Annotated in this window: 17 protein-coding genes; 4 read left to right on the forward strand and 13 right to left on the reverse strand. The window is 41.6% G+C overall.

Annotated features, from left to right (window positions below; genetic code table 11):
* Positions 1 to 30 precede the first annotated feature (30 nt).
* From FTU70_RS00840 to FTU70_RS00850, 3 genes are all read right to left on the reverse strand, one after another.
* Positions 31 to 1,053 (reverse strand): substrate-binding domain-containing protein, encoded by a 1,023-nt coding sequence (locus FTU70_RS00840; RefSeq protein WP_179988340.1) that lies wholly within the window; start codon positions 1,051 to 1,053, stop codon positions 31 to 33.
* A gap of 474 nt (positions 1,054 to 1,527) precedes the next feature.
* Complete coding sequence (locus tag FTU70_RS00845) at positions 1,528 to 3,060, reverse strand: aspartate aminotransferase family protein (RefSeq protein WP_104851766.1); 1,533 nt, start codon at positions 3,058 to 3,060, stop codon at positions 1,528 to 1,530.
* Positions 3,061 to 3,064: 4 nt separating this feature from the next.
* The gene (locus FTU70_RS00850) at positions 3,065 to 4,438 is read right to left on the reverse strand and encodes a diaminobutyrate--2-oxoglutarate transaminase (protein ID WP_004971681.1); all 1,374 of its coding nucleotides are present in this window, start codon (positions 4,436 to 4,438) and stop codon (positions 3,065 to 3,067) included.
* A 494-nt stretch (positions 4,439 to 4,932) separates the two neighbouring features.
* Here FTU70_RS00850 and FTU70_RS00855 point away from each other — a divergent pair, with 494 nt between their 5' ends.
* Entirely contained in the window at positions 4,933 to 5,637 is a 705-nt protein-coding gene (locus tag FTU70_RS00855; protein ID WP_096901090.1) for an SIMPL domain-containing protein, read from the forward strand.
* Between the two features lie 101 nt (positions 5,638 to 5,738).
* Here the strand turns inward: FTU70_RS00855 and proB are convergent, their stop codons facing one another.
* From proB to FTU70_RS00870, 3 genes are read right to left on the reverse strand one after another with little or no spacing between them, the layout of a single operon-like run.
* Entirely contained in the window at positions 5,739 to 6,872 is a 1,134-nt protein-coding gene (gene proB, locus FTU70_RS00860; RefSeq protein WP_004971685.1) for a glutamate 5-kinase, read from the reverse strand.
* A gap of 27 nt (positions 6,873 to 6,899) precedes the next feature.
* Positions 6,900 to 8,114 (reverse strand): Obg family GTPase CgtA, encoded by a 1,215-nt coding sequence (cgtA, locus tag FTU70_RS00865; protein ID WP_179988339.1) that lies wholly within the window; start codon positions 8,112 to 8,114, stop codon positions 6,900 to 6,902.
* 46 nt (positions 8,115 to 8,160) lie between these two features.
* Complete coding sequence (locus tag FTU70_RS00870) at positions 8,161 to 8,349, reverse strand: hypothetical protein (protein WP_154320879.1); 189 nt, start codon at positions 8,347 to 8,349, stop codon at positions 8,161 to 8,163.
* On the opposite strand from FTU70_RS00870, the gene FTU70_RS00875 reads away from it, so the two are divergent.
* A complete protein-coding gene (locus FTU70_RS00875; RefSeq protein ID WP_167845911.1) occupies positions 8,330 to 9,526 on the forward strand; it encodes an MFS transporter in 1,197 nt (398 codons plus the stop codon). The genes FTU70_RS00870 and FTU70_RS00875 overlap by 20 nt on opposite strands.
* A 64-nt stretch (positions 9,527 to 9,590) precedes the next feature.
* Here FTU70_RS00875 and FTU70_RS00880 read toward each other — a convergent pair whose 3' ends face one another.
* From FTU70_RS00880 to uvrB, 5 genes are all read right to left on the reverse strand, one after another.
* The gene (locus FTU70_RS00880) at positions 9,591 to 9,953 is read right to left on the reverse strand and encodes a helix-turn-helix domain-containing protein (RefSeq protein WP_004971692.1); all 363 of its coding nucleotides are present in this window, start codon (positions 9,951 to 9,953) and stop codon (positions 9,591 to 9,593) included.
* A 217-nt stretch (positions 9,954 to 10,170) separates the two neighbouring features.
* Entirely contained in the window at positions 10,171 to 11,628 is a 1,458-nt protein-coding gene (locus FTU70_RS00885; RefSeq protein ID WP_004971695.1) for a glyceraldehyde-3-phosphate dehydrogenase, read from the reverse strand.
* A 265-nt stretch (positions 11,629 to 11,893) separates the two neighbouring features.
* Positions 11,894 to 12,817, reverse strand: coding sequence for an EamA family transporter RarD (gene rarD / locus FTU70_RS00890; RefSeq protein ID WP_154320882.1), 924 nt, complete (start codon positions 12,815 to 12,817; stop codon positions 11,894 to 11,896).
* A 177-nt stretch (positions 12,818 to 12,994) separates the two neighbouring features.
* A complete protein-coding gene (locus FTU70_RS00895) occupies positions 12,995 to 13,594 on the reverse strand; it encodes a lipocalin family protein (RefSeq protein WP_180059840.1) in 600 nt (199 codons plus the stop codon).
* A gap of 170 nt (positions 13,595 to 13,764) precedes the next feature.
* On the reverse strand, positions 13,765 to 15,792 hold the full coding sequence (uvrB, locus tag FTU70_RS00900) for an excinuclease ABC subunit UvrB (protein WP_104851763.1): 2,028 nt from the start codon (positions 15,790 to 15,792) through the stop codon (positions 13,765 to 13,767).
* A gap of 252 nt (positions 15,793 to 16,044) precedes the next feature.
* Here uvrB and FTU70_RS00905 point away from each other — a divergent pair, with 252 nt between their 5' ends.
* On the forward strand, positions 16,045 to 16,833 hold the full coding sequence (locus tag FTU70_RS00905; RefSeq protein WP_004971705.1) for a hypothetical protein: 789 nt from the start codon (positions 16,045 to 16,047) through the stop codon (positions 16,831 to 16,833).
* Positions 16,834 to 16,889: 56 nt separating this feature from the next.
* Here FTU70_RS00905 and FTU70_RS00910 read toward each other — a convergent pair whose 3' ends face one another.
* The gene (locus tag FTU70_RS00910; protein ID WP_004971707.1) at positions 16,890 to 17,069 is read right to left on the reverse strand and encodes a hypothetical protein; all 180 of its coding nucleotides are present in this window, start codon (positions 17,067 to 17,069) and stop codon (positions 16,890 to 16,892) included.
* A 218-nt stretch (positions 17,070 to 17,287) separates the two neighbouring features.
* Here FTU70_RS00910 and FTU70_RS00915 point away from each other — a divergent pair, with 218 nt between their 5' ends.
* On the forward strand, positions 17,288 to 18,523 hold the full coding sequence (locus FTU70_RS00915) for a pyridoxal phosphate-dependent aminotransferase (protein WP_004971708.1): 1,236 nt from the start codon (positions 17,288 to 17,290) through the stop codon (positions 18,521 to 18,523).
* Between the two features lie 195 nt (positions 18,524 to 18,718).
* Here the strand turns inward: FTU70_RS00915 and FTU70_RS00920 are convergent, their stop codons facing one another.
* Positions 18,719 to 19,546 (reverse strand): DMT family transporter, encoded by an 828-nt coding sequence (locus FTU70_RS00920; protein WP_180051606.1) that lies wholly within the window; start codon positions 19,544 to 19,546, stop codon positions 18,719 to 18,721.
* Positions 19,547 to 19,550 lie beyond the last annotated feature (4 nt).

Consider the following 19,550-nt stretch of genomic DNA (forward strand, 5'->3'; position numbering starts at 1 on the left):
GTTCCCTGCCATCAGCTGCTTTAACTCAAATTACTTAACCGCTTTACCAGCTTTGAAGTTAGCAAGAACTTGTGCACGCTCTTTGTCAGACATAGAGATCAAACCTGCTTTGTCTAATTTAGAACCTTTACCAGATACTTTCTTGCTCAAGAAGTATTCAGTAAATTGCGGTAAACCTTTGATTGATTTAAGGTGCTCACCTTTCACGTAGAAGAACAATGGACGTGATACAGGGTAAGAACCATTTAAAATTGTGTTTTCAGATGGCGCTACGTTGTTTACAGTTGCAACACGTAAACGGTCACGGTTTTGGTCATAGAAACCTAAGCCGAATACACCTACTGCGCTTGGAGAAGTTTTCAAACGTGCCAGTGTTTCTGTGTAGTCACCCGCGATTTCGATTACACGACCATCCTTACGGAAAGTAGTACACACTTTCTTTTGCGCATCTTTGTCTAATGCTTTGATTGCAGCATAAGCTTCACAGCCTGCATCAACCATTTTCTCTTGGAACACTTCACGTGTACCGTGGTTAGACGCTGGAATTACAAGTGTAATAGGCTCGTTTGGAAGTGTTTTGTCAATTTGGTTCCAACGTGTATATGGGTTAGCAACCATTTTACCTTTAGATGGTAATTGAGCTGCAATTGCTGCATATACATGGTAAGGCTTTAATTTGTAAGCCGCTTTGTTTGCGTTAGAAGCAAATACGATACCGTCGTAACCAATTTTAATTTCTAAAACTTGGTTTACGCCTGCTTTTTTACAAGCAGCTAATTCTGAATCTTTAATTTTACGAGATGAGTTCGCGATGTCGATTGTGTTATCACCCACACCTGTACAGAACTGCTTCAAACCACCTGAAGAACCGCCTGAACCAACAACTGGAGTTTTGAATTGTGGGAAAGTATTACCAAATTCTTCTGCTACAATACTTGCGTATGGTAGAACGGTTGAAGAACCCGCGATTTGGATGGTGTCACGAGCTGCGTTAGCAGTTGTTACAGCTGCTGCAGATACGGCTAAAGCAATGGCGATGTTAGTAAAGCGCATTCTGTTCTCTCTCATAGTATGCAAGTTCGGAGTACGTCACTTGTTATTAAGTTTTGTACTTATTTCGATAACTGCATTGTGGTTTTATAATATGACAACCATGTTACAGCTTTGTTACGCTTTGGTTATATTTGCTTTTCGTATCTAAAATAATTTTTAAATGATTTAAAATCAATAACTAATAAAACACTAGAGTGCTTATTTTTTTCAGTATTTAAATTTCAAATTGTAATAATTCATGCCAATGTCATCATTATTTATGGTTTTTTCTACCAAAATTGATGGTTTATTCGCCAATTGCGTAATTTTTATGACATCCGCAGTGCATTATTTGAGCCCAAAACACCCAATCCATCACAAAATTCAAGCAAGAACGGTACAACACTTCACTGCAATATTTTTAATCAGACACAAAAAAAGCCACCGTAGTGACTTCTTTTGTTGTATTTCATAACAATCTGAATAATGAAAGCATTAGTCGATTGGTGGCGTATAAGTACCCGCGACAATCGCATCTTTAATGCGATCTGCTTCTGCCAATACTAGGCCTAACAAGTTTTTCACGTTTTCAAGTGTTGCCACTGGACTTAAAGTCGTCATCTTCAATGATTGAACATTACCGACTTTAGTTACACCAATATTGGCCTCACCACGTGCAAATAATTCATCTGCCACGTTTTGGTTCAAGCTATCCAAGAACTCTGCAGGATAACCTTCAGGCACAACACGGAACAACACTGAAGCAAATTGTGGTTCAACCAACAATTCTAAACCTACAGTCGCTTTAATATAATCAGCAACGTCACGGGTTAGCTTCACACCATGATCAATCATAGAACCGTAAAGCTCTTCACCTAATGCTTCAATCGTCATCCAAAGTTTCAACGCATCAAAACGACGCGTTGTTTGCAATGACTTAGACACCAAGTTTGGTACGCCATGTTCTTCATCATAAGCAGAGTTCAAATATTCTGCTTCATAGTGCATGAAACGATAGTTCGCTTCATCTTTCAGTAAGAACGCACCGCACGAAATAGTTTGGAAATAATGCTTATGGAAATCCAGTGTCACAGAATCAGACAACTCAATACCATCAAGCATGTCACGATGACTGTTAGAAAGAATTAATGCACCACCCCAAGCTGCGTCAATGTGCATCCACGCGCCATATTGATTGGTGATGTCACGAATCTTTTTAAGTGGATCAATCGCGCCCGCATCGGTTGTACCCGCAGTTGCAACCACACATGCAACAATCTTACCTTCAGCTTTTAAATGCGCCATGGTTTGCTCAAGTGCAACCACGTCCATTTGTGCATTTTCATTAACAGGTACAGTAACAACCGATTGGAAGCCCATACCCATCATCGCCATGTTCTTTTGCACAGAGAAGTGTGCATTTTCAGAACAAATGACTTTCACATTACGCATTGCATCGCTTGGAATACCATCGCGCTGAACAGACCACGGATTACCGTTTTCATCTTTCCAGTTCTTTGCAATACACGCATCACGCGCCAATAACACACCCATCAAGTTAGACTGCGTACCACCTGAAGTGAACACGCCCGCTTGACCTGCACCATAGCCAACTTTTTGACGTAACCAGTCAATTAGTTGTACTTCCATCAATGAACCTGCAGGGCTTTGATCCCAAGAGTCCATAGATTGGTTGGTTGCGTTAATGAGAACTTCTGCAATTTGGCTTGCCACCATAGTTGGACAATGCAAATGTGCCAAAGAATGTGGATGATGAACTTTTAAACTTTTGTTTAAGAAAAGCTCAACCATGCGTTCCAATGACTTTTGTACACCCAAACCTTGTTTTGCAGGCTGGAAAGAAATCGCTTCACGCAATTCTTTAATGCTGCCGCCTGTGTACATTTTGTCATTTTGCAACCATGCCGCGACTGCTTGAGTCGCTTGTTCCATTGCTGCACTGTAGTCAGCAATGGATTGAGCATCATTGCAGAGTAACGCTTTACGATGTTCTGCAAAATCTACCATAAACTTATGCGCCTCGAACTGCGACTAACGCTTCAGCAACTGCTTTCTTGAAGCGAGCGATGACTTCTACACACTCTTCTTGAGTAATGATGAGTGGACAAAGTAAACGGATTACCGTACCACCACGACCACCTTTCTCAAGCAACAATTTGTTGTCAAAACATGCAGCTTGAACAGCAGCAGCCAATTGAGAGTCTGCTGGATAAGCACCTAAACGGTCTTTTTCTTGGCGTTCATCTACAATTTCGATACCAATCATTAAACCGCGACCACGCACGTTACCAATACATGGGAATTCAACAGCTAATTTTTTCAATTCAGCTTGTAAGAACTCACCACGCTCTTGCGCATTTTGTGCAAGGTTTTGTTCTTTAATGGTTTTAAGCACCACAAGACCAGTACCCATTGCCAATTGGTTACCACGGAAAGTACCCGTGTGACCTGCAGGCTGCCATGCGTCAAACTTACGTTTAATTGCAAGTACAGCCAATGGCAAACCACCACCAACAGCTTTAGACATTACAATCACGTCTGGCTCAATACCTGCATGTTCAAATGCAAACATTTTGCCTGAACGTGCAAAGCCCGCTTGAACTTCGTCTAAAATTAAAACGATGTTGTGCTTTTCAGTCACTTCGCGGATTTTTTTCAACCATTTAATTGGTGCAGTTACTACACCGCCTTCACCTTGAATTGCTTCAAGAATCACAGCTGCAGGCTTAGTTACACCGCTTTCTACATCTTCAATGAAGTTTTCAAAATAATACGTTAAAGCATCTACACCCGCTTCACCGCCAATACCAAGTGGGCAGCGGTATTCATGCGGATATGGCATAAATTGAACACCAGGCATTAAACCATTGACTGCGTTTTTTGCAGACAAGTTACCTGTCATCGCCAATGAACCATGAGTCATACCATGATAGCCACCTGAGAAGCTGATGACTGAGCTACGACCTGTATAGGTTTTTGCAAGTTTGATTGCCGCTTCTGTGCCATCTGCACCTGTAGGACCACAGAACTGCAAGCAGTATTCTTCTTGACCACCAGGCATGTGTGAAAGTAACGCTTCAGTAAAAGCATCTTTCAAAGGTGTCGTTAAATCTAGGGTATGTAATGGCAAACCACTCGCTAAAGTGTCTTGGATGCTTTGAACCACCGCAGGATGGTTATGGCCCAATGCCAAGGTTCCTGCCCCAGCCAAACAATCTAGGTACTCAGTACCTTCAACATCGGTAACCCAACAACCCAGTGCTTTCGCTATCGCTAACGGTAATTTACGAGGATAACTACGCACATTCGATTCCATCTGACTTTGGCGAGTCAAGTAGTATTCGTTTGTGGAATGGTTGGCAGGGTTTACAGAAGTAACGCTCATATCGAATTACCATCTCTGATATGGGTTGAAAGAAATAAGTCTGGTGACTTGCGGTCCTTTGACTCGGTGCTTTTTTGATCTAGCGAGATAGAGTTTTGTTCTTCAAGACTAGGAAGCGGGATAATACCTAATTTTTCTAGAAAATAAACAGGTTTAACCCAAATATTGCCTAATTTCATCGAAAAAACATATCTTGCAGATGATTCGATTGAATTATCATCTTACATTGTGACAAAGGAAAGAAAATTTAACTCTTTCCACTTCCTTTATACGTTTTTTTGCACAATCTCTCAAGTCATGCAGCATTTATTTTCAAAATAGTATAGATCATTATTTTTATTGAATTTTATAAATGCTTTTTTGCTGCAATTTTTAACGCATATTTTACAAAGCCACCACAAATTCAACTAAAAATCCTCACAAAGCAAAGTTACTATTTAAATCAATTCAAACGCTTTTCATAAATCCTGATCCCCTGAATAATAGGTCAAAATATGCGCTTACTTTCTCTCGCTGCTACCCTGTTGGCTGTTGGTGCTGCAAGCACTGCTTTTGCCCAACAAAATGAATCTTTAAATTACAATATCGTCAATGTTCAAGCCGAAGCTACACGCGAAGTTTCAAATGATCAAATGCACGCTGTGTTATATATTGAAAAAAGTCACAAACAGCCTGCTGAACTTGCATCACAAATTAACCAGTTAATGAGCCAAGCCATTGCAACTGCACGTAAGTATCCACAAGTGAAAGTTGAAACGGGCTCACAAACCACCTATCCAATTTACGACAATGACAGTCGTAAGTTAAAAGAATGGCGTGGTCGTGCAGAAGTACGTGTGCAAAGCACCGATTTTAAAGCCGCAAGCCAGTTGGTGAGTGAGCTACAACAAAACTTTCAGACCCAATCAATTAATTTTAGCGTGTCGGATGCACAACGCAAAAAAGTTGAAAACGAGTTGATGGTCGAAGCGTCTAAAAACTTTCAACAACGTGCGCAAATGTTAAGTCAGGCTTGGAATAAATCGGGCTATAACTTGGTTAATTTGAACCTAAACACCAATTCTTATTTTCCGCAACCTGTTATGCGCGCGAGTATGGCTAAATTTGCTGTCGCAGAAACGGCTGTAGCTGATCAAGATATGGCAGCAGGTGAATCTAAAATTACAGTCAATGCAAATGGAACGATTCAGTTTAAATAAACTTGAAGCATGACATGCGTTGTTTAAGTAATAAAAAACCCGCTTAGATATTCCAAGCGGGTTTTTTAATAACTTCAATTGAATGATAACTTACAGCATCATCAATAAATCGCTATGTGATTGCGATGGATCATCTCCAACGAACGTGCCTCGCCTAACACCTGATGCACTTTGTCAGAAGCCAAGCCTTTGACCAAATCTGCAGAACGTGAACTAAAATTAACACGTCCCACAGCGACACGATGACCTTGTGTATCTACACACTCCACCACATCGCCACGTTCAAAATGCCCTTCTACCGCTTTTACACCCACAGGCAATAAACTGCGATGATTTTCTTTAATGGCTTTGACTGCGCCATCATCAATCACCAAACGTCCTGCCGTTTGTAAATGTGCCGCCAACCACTGTTGATGCGCTGCAATACGGTCATTGTCAGTAATGAACAGTGTACCCAACATTTCGCCCGCCATTAAACGCGCAAGCACATTGTCACTTTCACCACTGGCAATTAAAGTTGGACAACCCGATTTAGCCGCCAAACGCGCTGCACGGACTTTGGTCAGCATGCCACCGCGCCCAAACTTGCCGCCACCACCCGCCATATCAAACAGACTTTCATCCAAAGCACGTACAGTATGGAACAGTTTTGCGTTTGGATTAGAACGTGGGTCGGAGTCAAACATGCCTTGCTGATCGGTCAAAATAATCAACAAATCTGCATGTACCTGCCCTGCCACCATCGCAGCCAAAGTGTCGTTATCACCAAAGCGAATTTCGTCAGTAGACACTGTGTCATTTTCATTAATGACTGGTATCACGCGCCATTCAATCAGGTTTTGCAATGCATCGCACGAGTTTAAATAACGACGACGATCTGCCAAATCATCATGGGTTAATAGGACTTGTGCAGTTTGAATCTGGTGTTTTTCCAGCACACTTGACCAAGTTTGAATCAAGCCCATTTGACCAATGGCAGCGCATGCCTGAAGACTGGGTAGATCGGTGGGTCGATGCTCAAGTTTCATTCGCACCATACCTTCAGCCACAGCTCCCGATGACACTAAAATAATTTCGTGTCCAGCATTGTGTAGATCTGCAATTTGTCCCGCCCAATGCGAGATTGCATCCAAATCTAAACCTTGCCCATTGGCTGTGAGTAAAGATGATCCGATTTTAACAACGATTCGTTTACAACCCTTGAGCTGACGTTGCCCATCTACCACTTCTATCATCTTGTCCTCAGTCACTTTTTGTAGCGCTTAGCGTACGTAGTACACTTCTACTTCGCCATCTTCACCATCATCGTCTTCGTCGTCATCGCCCAACATACCTGCAAGACGTTGCTGACGGCGCATCTCACGATACGCTTCTTTCGCGGCAATGGTTTGTTCACGTGTTTCAGCTTCCAGCTGATCACGGAATGCTTTCATTTCTGCTGCGTACTCAGGATCTTCAACTTCGCGTTCACGTTGTTGCTCAATTTGATCCATCAAGTAATACACCACTTGCTGTGTACCTTCAGACATTAAGCCTGAAGTTTTGAACACAGGACCATCCCACTGCAATTCTTCAAGAATGTGTTTACACCATTCTTCACGTGAATCTTCAGGAAGTTGATCAAGTTTATTCAACACCAACACGATTGGTAACTTTGCCAAAGTTGGAGAGAATTTTTCCAACTCTTGCAGAATTGCTTTGGCATTGTACGCAGGATCAGAACCATCAATAGGTTGAACATCCACAATGTGCAGTAAAATACGAGTACGCGCCAAGTGTTTCAGGAAGCGAATCCCCAAACCTGCGCCTTCTGCTGCACCTTCAATTAGTCCTGGAATATCTGCCATGACAAAAGAACGATGACGATCTGCATCCACCACGCCTAAATTTGGCACCATGGTGGTAAATGGATAGTCAGCAACTTTTGGTTTTGCCGCAGACACGGCACGAATAAAGGTCGATTTACCCGCGTTTGGCATGCCTAGCAAGCCTACATCGGCAAGGACTTTCAACTCCAGACGGATTTCACGAAACCCACCTTTCGTACCATGCGTGAATTTACGCGGTGTACGGTTGGTAGATGATTTAAAGTGAGTATTCCCTAAACCACCATCACCGCCTTGAGCGACCAATACTTTCTGACCGCTTTCGACTAAATCTGCAATAATATCGCCAGAGTCTGTATCAACAATGGTTGTGCCCACTGGAACGGTCAAAACGACAGATTCACCACCACGACCTGCACAGTTTGCGCCCGAACCGTTTTTACCACGTTCAGCGCGAAATTTACGGGTATAACGATAATCTACAAGGGTGCTTGCGTTGTCGTCGGCTTGAATAAAAATACTGCCGCCACGACCACCATCACCGCCATCTGGCCCACCAAATGGTACAAATTTCTCTCGGCGAAAACTGGCTACGCCATTGCCACCGTCGCCAGCCTCTACGGTAATGACTGCTTCATCAACAAAGCGCATCTTGCCAATCCTCTAAAACTTTAAAAGCCGTATATTCTGCCATATTTTAGAGAATTTCTCGAATTATATTTATGCAATCGTATGCGTAGATGCTTTTTATCCTTGATTGTTCAAAACACTCATTTCTTTTAGCAATGATATGATCGTTTTTTCTTATTTCTCCTTCCTCATCTAAGTTCTTATAGTGCTTTAACCCTTGTTTGCTTTCTGCCGCCATGTCTAATGCTGTTGCCACCACAACCACGCCTGCTTTATCGCCTAAATTTATTTTACTCATAGCAACCGCCTGTGGCTTGTGTGCGGGATCGGCATATTTTAATCAGCCTTTAATTTATTCAATTGAAAAAAGTTTAGGAATTAGCACCAGTCAGGCAGGCTTTGCTGTGGTTTTGGCACAAATAGGCTATGGACTAGGTTTAATGTTACTCGTGCCTTTAGGTGACTTGCTAAATAAGCGTAAATTGATTGTCAGTCTGATGGTTTTTGCTGCGTTTTCGCAAATTTTGCTGTCTTTTAGCAGCAATTTAGCCATGCTGTATTTCTTTACCGTATGTGCCACTTTTGGTGCGATTTCTGCACAAGTGCTTATTCCATTTGCATCTAGCATCAGTCCACCTGAATCGAGTGCTGCCATTGTCGGCAAATTGATGAGTGGCTTGGTAATGGGGATTATTTTATCGCGCACTTTCGCGGGTTTTGTATCGACCTATTGGTCTTGGGAAGCTGTCTATTTCAGCAGCGGCATCATCACCCTACTTTTTGCAGGCTTAATGTGGACAAAACTTCCCTCTACAGCTGCCAATAAAAATTTGACTGTGGCAGGCATTTATCGTTCTTTAATTCAGTTGGCTATAACCCAACCACATTTAATTCGTAGAGCGTGCGCGGGCGCTTTGGGCTTTGCCATTTTGTCCTTGGTTTTTACTTCCATGACTTTTGTTTTAGCCAATCCGCCTTATTATTTTAGTGATTTTCAAATTGGGCTTTTTGGTTTATTGGGTGTGATTGGAATTTTCTCGTCAAGTTGGTCGGGTAAAACGGTCGGCAAAGGTCGTGAGAATTTTGTCGCAATATTATGTATTGGCTTGATGTTGTTTTCTTGCATTCCACTCTTTTTTGCACAGCAGAATATTGTGGCTTATGCCGTTGGCGTATTGATGAGTTATTTTGGTCTAACTGCTTTTCACGTATTGAATCAAAACTTGGTGTACCGAATTGATGCCACCGCACGTTCCCGCATTAATGCGGTATATATGACTATTTATTTTTCAGGTGCAGCACTTGGTTCACTGACGGCGGTCTACGCATGGCAACACCGGGGCTGGATGGGTTGTGTTGTCAGTATTTTGGTATTTGCCATCGGGATTTTGCTGATTGATCGTTATGATTTTTCACATCGACGCACTATTTAATCATCCAGAATGTGCTTTGGAGTAGGAACATCTACAGCGACTTCCCTAAAAGATGAGTAATCCATTAGTGAGAAGATTGCTGTGAAGTTTCAGGCAAATGCTGTTCTAAATACTCAATCAGTTGATTCACTCTTGCTGCAATTTGTGAGCCTTCAAAAGTGAGTTGATATTCCACTTTAGGCGGCACCGTTGGGTAAACTGTACGTAAAATTAACCCATCTTGCTCAAGAGTTTTCAGGGTTTGCGCCAGCATTTTTTCACTCACCCCTTCAATGCGCTGTCTTAGCTCACTAAAGCGGTGCAAACCTTCGCTTAAACAATGCAACACCAACATTGACCATTTATTGGCTAAATGTTCTAAACGAATCCGTGATGGACAATCTTTAGCAAGGACTTGCCCGAGTAAGTGACTGGTTGCATATTGCATAACGGTATCCTTCTGTTATTTCTATTGTTCAGGCTTTGAAAGCTTGAAAGCAAAATCAAATCTACTTACTTTTTAGCATAGACTTTATTTTGGTAAGTTTAGGATAGCGTATTAGGTGGAAATTTCAACACTCATCCTTATATTTAAGAATGAAATAAATGCAAAAAAAAGAGCTTCATTTGAAGCTCTTTTTGATTTTAAATTCTGTATCTACAAATTATGCATTTGTTTCAGCAGGAACTTTAGGATAGCTTACGCCGCCCATTTGTTCAGCAATACGCAATACTTGGCAGCTATAACCCACTTCGTTGTCATACCAAACGTAAGCAGTTAAACGGTTGCCTGAAGTAATGGTTGCTTGCGCATCAAATACACCTGCAGTACGCGAACCAATGAAGTCACTTGAAACCACTTCAGTCGAGTTGGTATAACCAATTTGACCTTGAAGATTAGAGTGAATTGAAATTTGACGAATGTATTCGTTCACTTCTTCGCGATCTACTTCTTTCTCAAGCGTTAAGTTCAAGATTGCAAGTGATACGTTTGGCGTTGGAACACGTACAGAGTTACCTGTTAATTTACCTTGTAATGCAGGCAATGCTTTCGCCACTGCTTTTGCTGCACCTGTTTCGGTAATAACCATGTTTAATGTTGCTGCACGACCACGACGATCTGCCTTGTGATAGTTATCAATCAAGTTTTGGTCGTTAGTGAATGAGTGAACAGTTTCAACGTGACCATTCACAACGGTGTACTTGTCATGCAACACTTTTAAAGTTGGTGTAATCGCGTTTGTTGTACAGCTTGCCGCAGAAATGATGGTATCTTCATCAAGAATGTCAGCTTGGTTAACACCGTAAACCACGTTTTTCATGTCACCTTTACCAGGTGCAGTTAAAATTACGCGTGCAGCGCCTGGGCATTGAAGGTGTTGTGCAAGACCTTCTGCATCACGCCATTTACCCGTGTTGTCAATCACTAATGCATTGTTGATGCCATAAGCCGTATAGTCTACTTCAGATGGGTTAGATGCATAGATCACTTTAATGAAGTTACCATTTGCGATAATTGCTTCATTTTCTTCATCTACAGAAATAGTGCCTGCAAATGGACCATGAATAGAGTCGCGACGCAATAAAGACGCACGTTTTTCTAAATCACCATCAGATGATTTACGTACCACAATTGCTTTAAGGTTTAAGCCACGGCCAAGACCAGATTGACCAATGATTAAACGCGCAAGGATACGACCAATACGACCAAAACCGTAAAGTACAACATCTTTGCTTTCTACAGTTGTTGGATTGCCCGCTAAAGATTTCACAGCGTCTGCAACAAATGCATTTACATCGCCGCCTTTTTCTTTATATTCAACAGCAAGTTTACCTAAGTCGATTTCTGCTGAACCGATGTTGTCTACTTTTGCCAAAGCTTCAAGCAATGGGAAAGTGTGAACAACTGAAAGTTCTACGTCCATCATACGAGTACGACGGTGTGCTTTCAAAATTTGAATCACAGAACGGTTAACTAAAGAACGACCAAAAACTGAAACCATGATATTTTTTTCACGGTACAACTGACCGAGTAAAGCAATCATACGTTCCGCGATTTCTTCACGGTTTTTCCAGCGACCTTGGTGCTCTGCGTGTAGGGCGATGATAGTCTCTTTGCTCACAGATACGTCCTCTAATTAATTGTATATCTAGGCATGAATTTCAAAACCCGATAATTGTAATGGAATTGTCGTCAAGATTGAATCAAAAGCTGGTACTGACCCGACTATTTTCCTATATATTCACTATAAATTCATAAAATAGTTGTAATTATTTTTGTGATTTTAGTTTTTTCAACAAAAGTTCAATTTTTTAGAAGAAAAAGAGGATGATGCCAAACTCGATTATCCTCTTGGAAATTTGAATATCTCACCACAGCGACGGCTTTTATTGTCCAGATGACTGTTGAATCTTCTGCTGTAAATCTTGCTGATTCATTTTTTGTTTTCTTAAATGCAAACACCCTTCAACCACCAATAATGCAACTGCCAACCAAATTGGGATATAAGTCAGCCATTCCCCTGCTTCAACTCGTTCACCTAACAACATAGACACAAAAGCCAACAGCACAGGTTCTAAATAACTCAGTAAACCAAAAATCACAAAAGGCAAATGGCGGCTGGCCAAAATATAACTGCCAAGTCCCAATGCACTTAAAAAGCCCAATCCAAGTACCGACCAAATTAAATATGGAAAAGCTGCGATGACATTTACACTGTCACTATAATAAAAGCCTAAATATACCGCGACAGGAATAACTAGCAGTAAATCCCACCAAAACCCGCCCAAGTGATCGGTTTGAAAGACCCGACGTAAAAAGAAATATAAAGGATAGGCAAATGCCACATATAAGGTTTCCCACGCCACCGTGCCAATGCGCCAGATTTCATGACTGACACCTAGCACGGCTAAGGCAACTGCTGCCATCTGCCAAGTCGATAACTTTTCTTTATATAGCACACAGCCAAGCAAAACCATGATCAAAGGCAATAAGAAATAACCCAAAGAAACCTGCAAACCACGCCCGTTAATCGGCCCCCACAAAAATAACCACAATTGCGTAGTGCATAAAAAAGAACTAAAAATCAGCCAAAGTATGAATTGTGGTTGTTGTTTGAGCCGCTGAAAAATCGCGGAAATATGTTTTAAATCTCCCGACCACCACATAAACAAAGTTAGGAATGGCAAAGTTGCCAACATACGCCACGCAAAAGTTTCTTCGCTGTCTAAAGGTTTGAGTAATTGGGTATAAAAATACAGCACCCCAAAAGTGACCGATGCTAAAACCGATAGTGCAATGCCTTTATACATCCGACTCTCCCCTATATCAGTCGGCATTATACTCATATATACGTTGTTTTAGAGATTGATCGAATGTTCAAAATTTAAAATGACAGGATATAAAAAACCACGCAGCTTTTGCGTGGTCAATTGGTCTGCATACGTTTGTCTGCTTATATCTATAAGTAGCTCTGGAGCTGCTGCAACTTAGTCTGACTTTTTAGTTTGCGTATGTCTGGTATAAATCACATCACTTAAGTCATAACCGAGTGATTTGGCATAGTTCAGATATTCAGTCACGACAGCCTGATCAGGATGCGGCGTACGTGAAAGTACCCATAAATATTTACGGCGTGGTTCACCCACCAAGGCAGTTTGATAGTTATCATCTAGCTTTAACACCCAATAATCACCACGCCCTACAGGCAACCAACGAATGACTTCAGGTAAAAAGCTAACTTTGAGTTTGCTGTTAAAAGGCGCATTTTGTACAAAAGCTTCGCCCAAAGCACGCATTTGTTTGCCATCTTTTGCAATACAACGGTTATCCACCTGCACATTGCCATTTTCATTCAATGTATATGCTGCTGTTACATTTGAACCGCATTTGTTTTGGAAATATAAAGGCTTTCTTGCAACCTCATACCAAACGCCTAAATATTTATCTAATTCGACTTTTTCTACCGTTTTCATCGGTTCATTGGTTTTGGAATATGCCATAGTCGCAGCACCCAAACCAATCAGCACCACACCACCAAGGGCAATTTTGGCAAGTCGCGCACCTGCAAACGGAAGTTTTTTAGCCATTGTCCCAACCTCTAAACTCTAATGTTCAGTCAATTTTGTTTATCTTCTTCAAAAATAACCGCAAGCATTTCAATTTACTGTATGGATATGTAATTTTTGCAACTCAAATTTTACATAGCAAGTTTAGTATGCAAACTCGCACTTACACTGACAGTGCAGTTCGCCCCAATTTAGCCAGATTGCAACATTTGCGCTTTTAAACGCAAAATTTCATCACGTAAACGAGCCGCTTGTTCAAATTGCAGTTCTTTAGATGCTTTCAACATCTCTTTTTCAAGTTTGGCAATATGTTTGGCATACAGTTTAGGATCAGCCAAAATGTGCTGTTCATCGTCACTTAAAGCACGGCTTTGTGCATTGATTTTTTCATCAATTTGCTCATCGTTCAGCACTTCACCTGTGTCGATTTCTTTAATCACCTGACGCACTGCACTACGTGGAGTAATGCCGTGCAATTCATTAAATTCAATTTGTTTGGCACGACGACGCTCTGTTTCATCTATCGCCTTTTGCATTGAATCGGTAATGCGATCTGCATATAAAATTGCTTTACCTTTCAAGTTACGTGCTGCACGTCCAATGGTTTGAATCAACGAACGTTCTGAACGTAAAAAGCCTTCTTTGTCGGCATCTAAAATTGCCACTAAAGACACTTCAGGCATGTCTAAACCTTCTCGTAACAGGTTAATGCCAACCAAGACATCATGCACGCCTGTACGTAATTCGTGAATAATTTTGACGCGTTCTACGGTATCAATATCAGAGTGTAAATAAGCCACTTGAATGCCGTATTCTTTTAAATACGAGGTCAAATCTTCAGCCATGCGTTTGGTTAAAGTGGTGACCAACACCCGCTCATTCAATTCTTTACGCAAATTGATTTCAGACAGCACATCATCCACCTGCGTTAACACAGGACGAATTTCAATTTCTGGGTCAATCAATCCTGTTGGACGCACCACTTGCTCTACAATTTGTTGCGATTTTTCCAACTCATATTGTGCAGGTGTAGCGCTCACATAAATTGTGGATGGGACGATGCGCTCCCATTCTTCAAATTTCATTGGACGGTTGTCTAACGCACTAGGTAAACGGAAACCATAATTCACCAAGTTTTCTTTACGTGATCGGTCACCTTTATACATCGCGCCAATTTGCGGAACGGTCACGTGCGATTCATCAATAATCAGCAAGGCATCATCAGGTACATAATCAAACAAAGTGGGCGGTGCTTCGCCTGCAGGTCGTCCAGACAAATGTCGTGAATAGTTTTCGATGCCGTTGGTATAGCCCAATTGCTGCATCATTTCTAAATCATAGCGGGTACGTTGTTCTATGCGCTGCGCTTCTAGCAATTTGTCATGTTCGCGAAAAAACACCAAACGCTCTTTTAGTTCTTCTTTAATGGTACCAATCGCACGTTCCAAATTATCCTTAGGCGTAACATAGTGACTTTTAGGATAAATAGTCACGCGCGGCACTTTACGCACCAATTTGCCTGTTAATGGATCAAACCAACGAATCGAATCGACTTCATCATCAAATAATTCTATGCGAATAGCATGCTGATCAGATTCAGCAGGGAAAATATCTAAAATTTCACCACGAATACGGTAAGTACCGCGCAAAAACTCTAGCTCATTACGGCTATATTGCATTTCCACCAAACGACGGATCAAATCATCACGATTCACCCGATCACCTTGCACCACATGCAGCAACATGCTCATATAAGCATTGGGGTCACCCAAACCGTAAATTGCAGATACCGATGCGACAATAATGGCATCACGACGCTCTAGCAAAGCACGTGTGGCCGAGAGTCGCATTTGGTCAATATGATCATTAATAGCCGCATCTTTTTCAATAAAAGTATCGGAAGATGGTACATAGGCTTCAGGCTGATAATAGTCATAATAACTGACAAAATATTCGACTGCGTTGTTCGGAAAGAACGCTTTAAACTCACCATACAACTGCGCTGCCAGCGTTTTGTTATGTGCCATGACAATGGTCGGACGCTGTGTTCTGGCAATCACATTGGCCATGGTATAAGTCTTACCTGAGCCTGTAACCCCAAGTAATAGCTGATCATGATAGCCCTGTTCTATCCCTTGAACCAATTTTTCAATGGCTTGTGGTTGGTCACCCGCAGGTTGATAGTTGGTGACTAAATCGAAAGGTTGCTTATCACTCACAAATGCAGCTCTCAGGTTTGATGTGACCTAATATTTTAGCAGATTTGCCTACACTCAGGACATCCGAATATGTTGTGGCGATGTTGCGTAGCTACAAAGCCATTGCTCGGTTTTAATTCTGTAGTGGACGCTGTTAGAACGAAGATGTGCTACGACTAAATTGAGCACGGGGAAACTGCTTTAAGACTTGACCCACTGGCTATTCAAAGGCAACATGAAATTTCAGGACGACAACCATAAAAGCACACATTCATGACTTACCAATATCACGACGAATCAATTATCAAAAGCCTCCCTGAAGATACTGTTTTCGTATTTGGCAGTAACATGGCAGGACAACATGCAGGTGGTGCAGCACGAACAGCCAAAGAATTTTTTGGTGCCGTTGAAGGCGTCGGGCGCGGTTGGGCAGGACAAAGTTTTGCCATTCCAACCATGAATGAACATTTACAACAAATGCCACTATCGCAAATTCAGCACTATGTGGATGACTTTAAAATCTATGCCAAAAACCATCCTAAAATGAAGTATTTTTTAACTTCAATTGGTTGTGGTATTGCAGGTTATACGGTTGAAGAAATTGCCCCTATGTTTAAAGGCATTGCCCATAATGTGATTTTTCCTGCGTCGTTTCGTCCTTTTGTCGAAAAAGCATTGCCTAAACTAACGCAAAAATTACTACACACCATTTACCGTGATTCTGTGATTTTTACCCCTGCCACCGATGAATTAATTGAAGTCTTGGCATTGAGCGATAATGAAAAAGCCTTGGCTAAAATCATATTGAATACACAAATGTACCCAACTGACAGCAATGGGCGTGATCGGGTCTTTGAAATTCAGGATATTTTGCACAACTTAAATGGTAAGGTATTCGAGTTCCAAAATAATTCAGAAGGCCCAATGCTATTTGGTGCAGCGATTTTGGCTTTATTGGAATTGTATAATATCAACGAGCAAGATTTTAGCGATGTATGGCATGGCGTACGTGAAATCTCGCCGCCAAAACCTGCCAACAAAGCGCGTAAGCATGTTCGTTAATTTCAATACTTTTAAATCCCCATCAATAAAAAATGCCACGTAATTGTGGCATTTTTTTAGCGCTTACCCATCGAACGACGAGTACCACGTGGCGGTGGCCAAGTCTTATCCGCATATTGCTCAGGTTTAGGACGCACCGAATTATGTACCGCCTGATCATTATCCTGCGCTGTGTTTGGCATTGGGAATGGGAGATTCACCAATGGTTTTTTTGAAGTAGGCTGCTGCTTACTCATGACCATCACTCTTATAAAATTTGGACTATTTTAAAGTTTTTTGCCGCCCGATGCGAGAAACTTCCACCTCACAGCAGTTTTAATCACGATTTCATAGGAAATTGGTCTAATTTGGTGATTTTTTATTAATTTGATGCAATTTTAAACGACGCAGACATCGAATTTAGGCTAAGATAATATGCTTTTTATTTTTTTATCCCTATAAGAAGGAATATGCCGTGGACGTACGTCTCTCTGATCGTGTCAATGCCATCAAACCGTCCCCAACACTTGCAGTAACCAATAAAGCCGCTGAACTTAAAGCTGCGGGTCATAACGTTATTGGTTTGGGTGCAGGTGAACCGGATTTCGATACACCACAACACATCAAAGATGCAGCTATTGCAGCAATTAATAACGGTTTTACAAAATATACTGCTGTTGACGGTACGCCTGGTCTTAAAAAAGCCATTATCGCAAAATTAAAACGTGACAATAATCTTGACTACCAAGCGAACCAAATTTTGGTGTCTTGTGGTGGTAAGCAATCATTCTTTAACTTGGCGTTGGCTTTGTTAAACAAGGGTGATGAAGTGATTATCCCTGCACCGTTCTGGGTAAGCTATCCAGATATGGTGATTATTGCTGAAGGCGTGCCAGTCATTGTGGAATGTGGTGAAGAACAACGTTTCAAAATCACGCCTGAACAATTAGAAGCTGCGATCACTGACAAAACACGTTTAGTGGTGTTAAACAGCCCATCTAACCCTACAGGTATGATCTACACCAAAGCTGAATTAGAAGCTTTGGCTGCTGTACTACGTAAATACCCTGAAGTATTCATTGCATCTGACGATATGTATGAACCAATCCGTTGGGATGATGAGTTCTATAACATCGCGACAGTTGCACCAGACCTTTATGACCGCACAATCGTATTAAACGGTGTGTCTAAAGCTTATGCAATGACTGGCTGGCGTATTGGCTATGCAGCGGGCCCTGCTAAACTAATTGGTGCGATGAAGAAAATTCAATCTCAATCGACTTCTAACCCAACTTCTATTTCGCAAGTTGCTGCAGAAGCTGCATTGAACGGCCCACAAGACGTACTTGAGCCAATGGTTGAAGCATTCAAACGCCGTCACGACTTAGTTGTAAATGGTTTGAATGACATCAAAGGTATTTCTTGCTTACCTGCAGATGGCGCATTCTATGCGTATGCAAACATCAAACCATTGATTCGTGCGAAAGGCTTAAAATCTTGCACAGAATTCTCTGCTTGGTTATTGGAAGAAACTGGTGTTGCCGTTGTTCCTGGTGATGCGTTCGGTTTAGGCGGTTTCATGCGTATTTCTTATGCAACTGCAGACGAAGTGCTTGTAGATGCGCTTGCACGTATCAAAAAAGCAGCAGAATCAATTGAAGGTGTAGATGAAGCGATTGCTTCAATCGAAGCTGAAAAAGCTGCCAAATAATCTAAACCTGTTTAGATGAACAAAACCCACGATTGAATCGTGGGTTTTTGTTTTAATTACGTTTTTTCACTCATCATTTTTCCTCATTTCTGAGGAGAGAGATCACAAATAACGCTTTTAAAAAGCCTCAAGATCATTTCTTGATAGATATAAGAAATTCAATAAAAGACCAAACCCGCTGCAATCTAAACGGTTTTATACACGTGGTTTAGTTAAAATCACCATCAAAATACCACATAACACAATCAAGGTTGCCACGACCTTCAACAGGGTGAGTTGTTCGCCTAGAAAAATTACACCGCCTAAAATCGCCAAACACGGCACAGAAAGTTGCACAGTACTTGCGGTAATGTGATCAATTTTTTTCACAATGCTGTACCACAACACATACGCTCCAGCCGAAGCCAATGCACCCGACAAGACCGCCAAAACCACCCCCTGCCAAGTGATAAAACTTTCGGGTAAATACCAAAGAAAAAATACAGCAACAAGCGGAGTCGCCAGAATGAAATTAGACAGAGTATTAGTTAAAGCATGCTGCATCGTCTTTGCAGTAATGCTATAAAAACCCCATGCAATACCTGCCAGTAACATCATCAGCGCATATTTGAACGTTGGCGTACTGGCTTCAGGCAATAGCAACAAGCCCATCCCCAATACAGCACAGCCTAACCCGACCCAGCGCGGCAAAGTCATGCGCTCACCATGCAAAATTGCATAACTGATCATGGTGATTTGCACTGCGCCAAATAGAATCAATGCACCAATGCCTGCATCTATATGCAAATATGCCAACGAAAAACCGAGTAGATATACAGCAAGGCTTAATGCAGATTTCCATTGGAATTGAATTGGTTGTTGAACCTGCAAAACAGCATAGAATATGCCTAAGCACACTGCCCCACTGCCAACCCTGAGCAAACTAAAACTCATAGGGTCAATTTGCTGTTCAGCCAATGCCAAACGACACAGCAAAGAATTTGCAGCAAATGCGAGCATGGCAATGCATATTTTAATCCACACGGCT

The organism is Acinetobacter sp. YH12135, from assembly GCF_013418565.1.
Taxonomy (GTDB): Bacteria; Pseudomonadota; Gammaproteobacteria; order Pseudomonadales; family Moraxellaceae; genus Acinetobacter; species Acinetobacter towneri.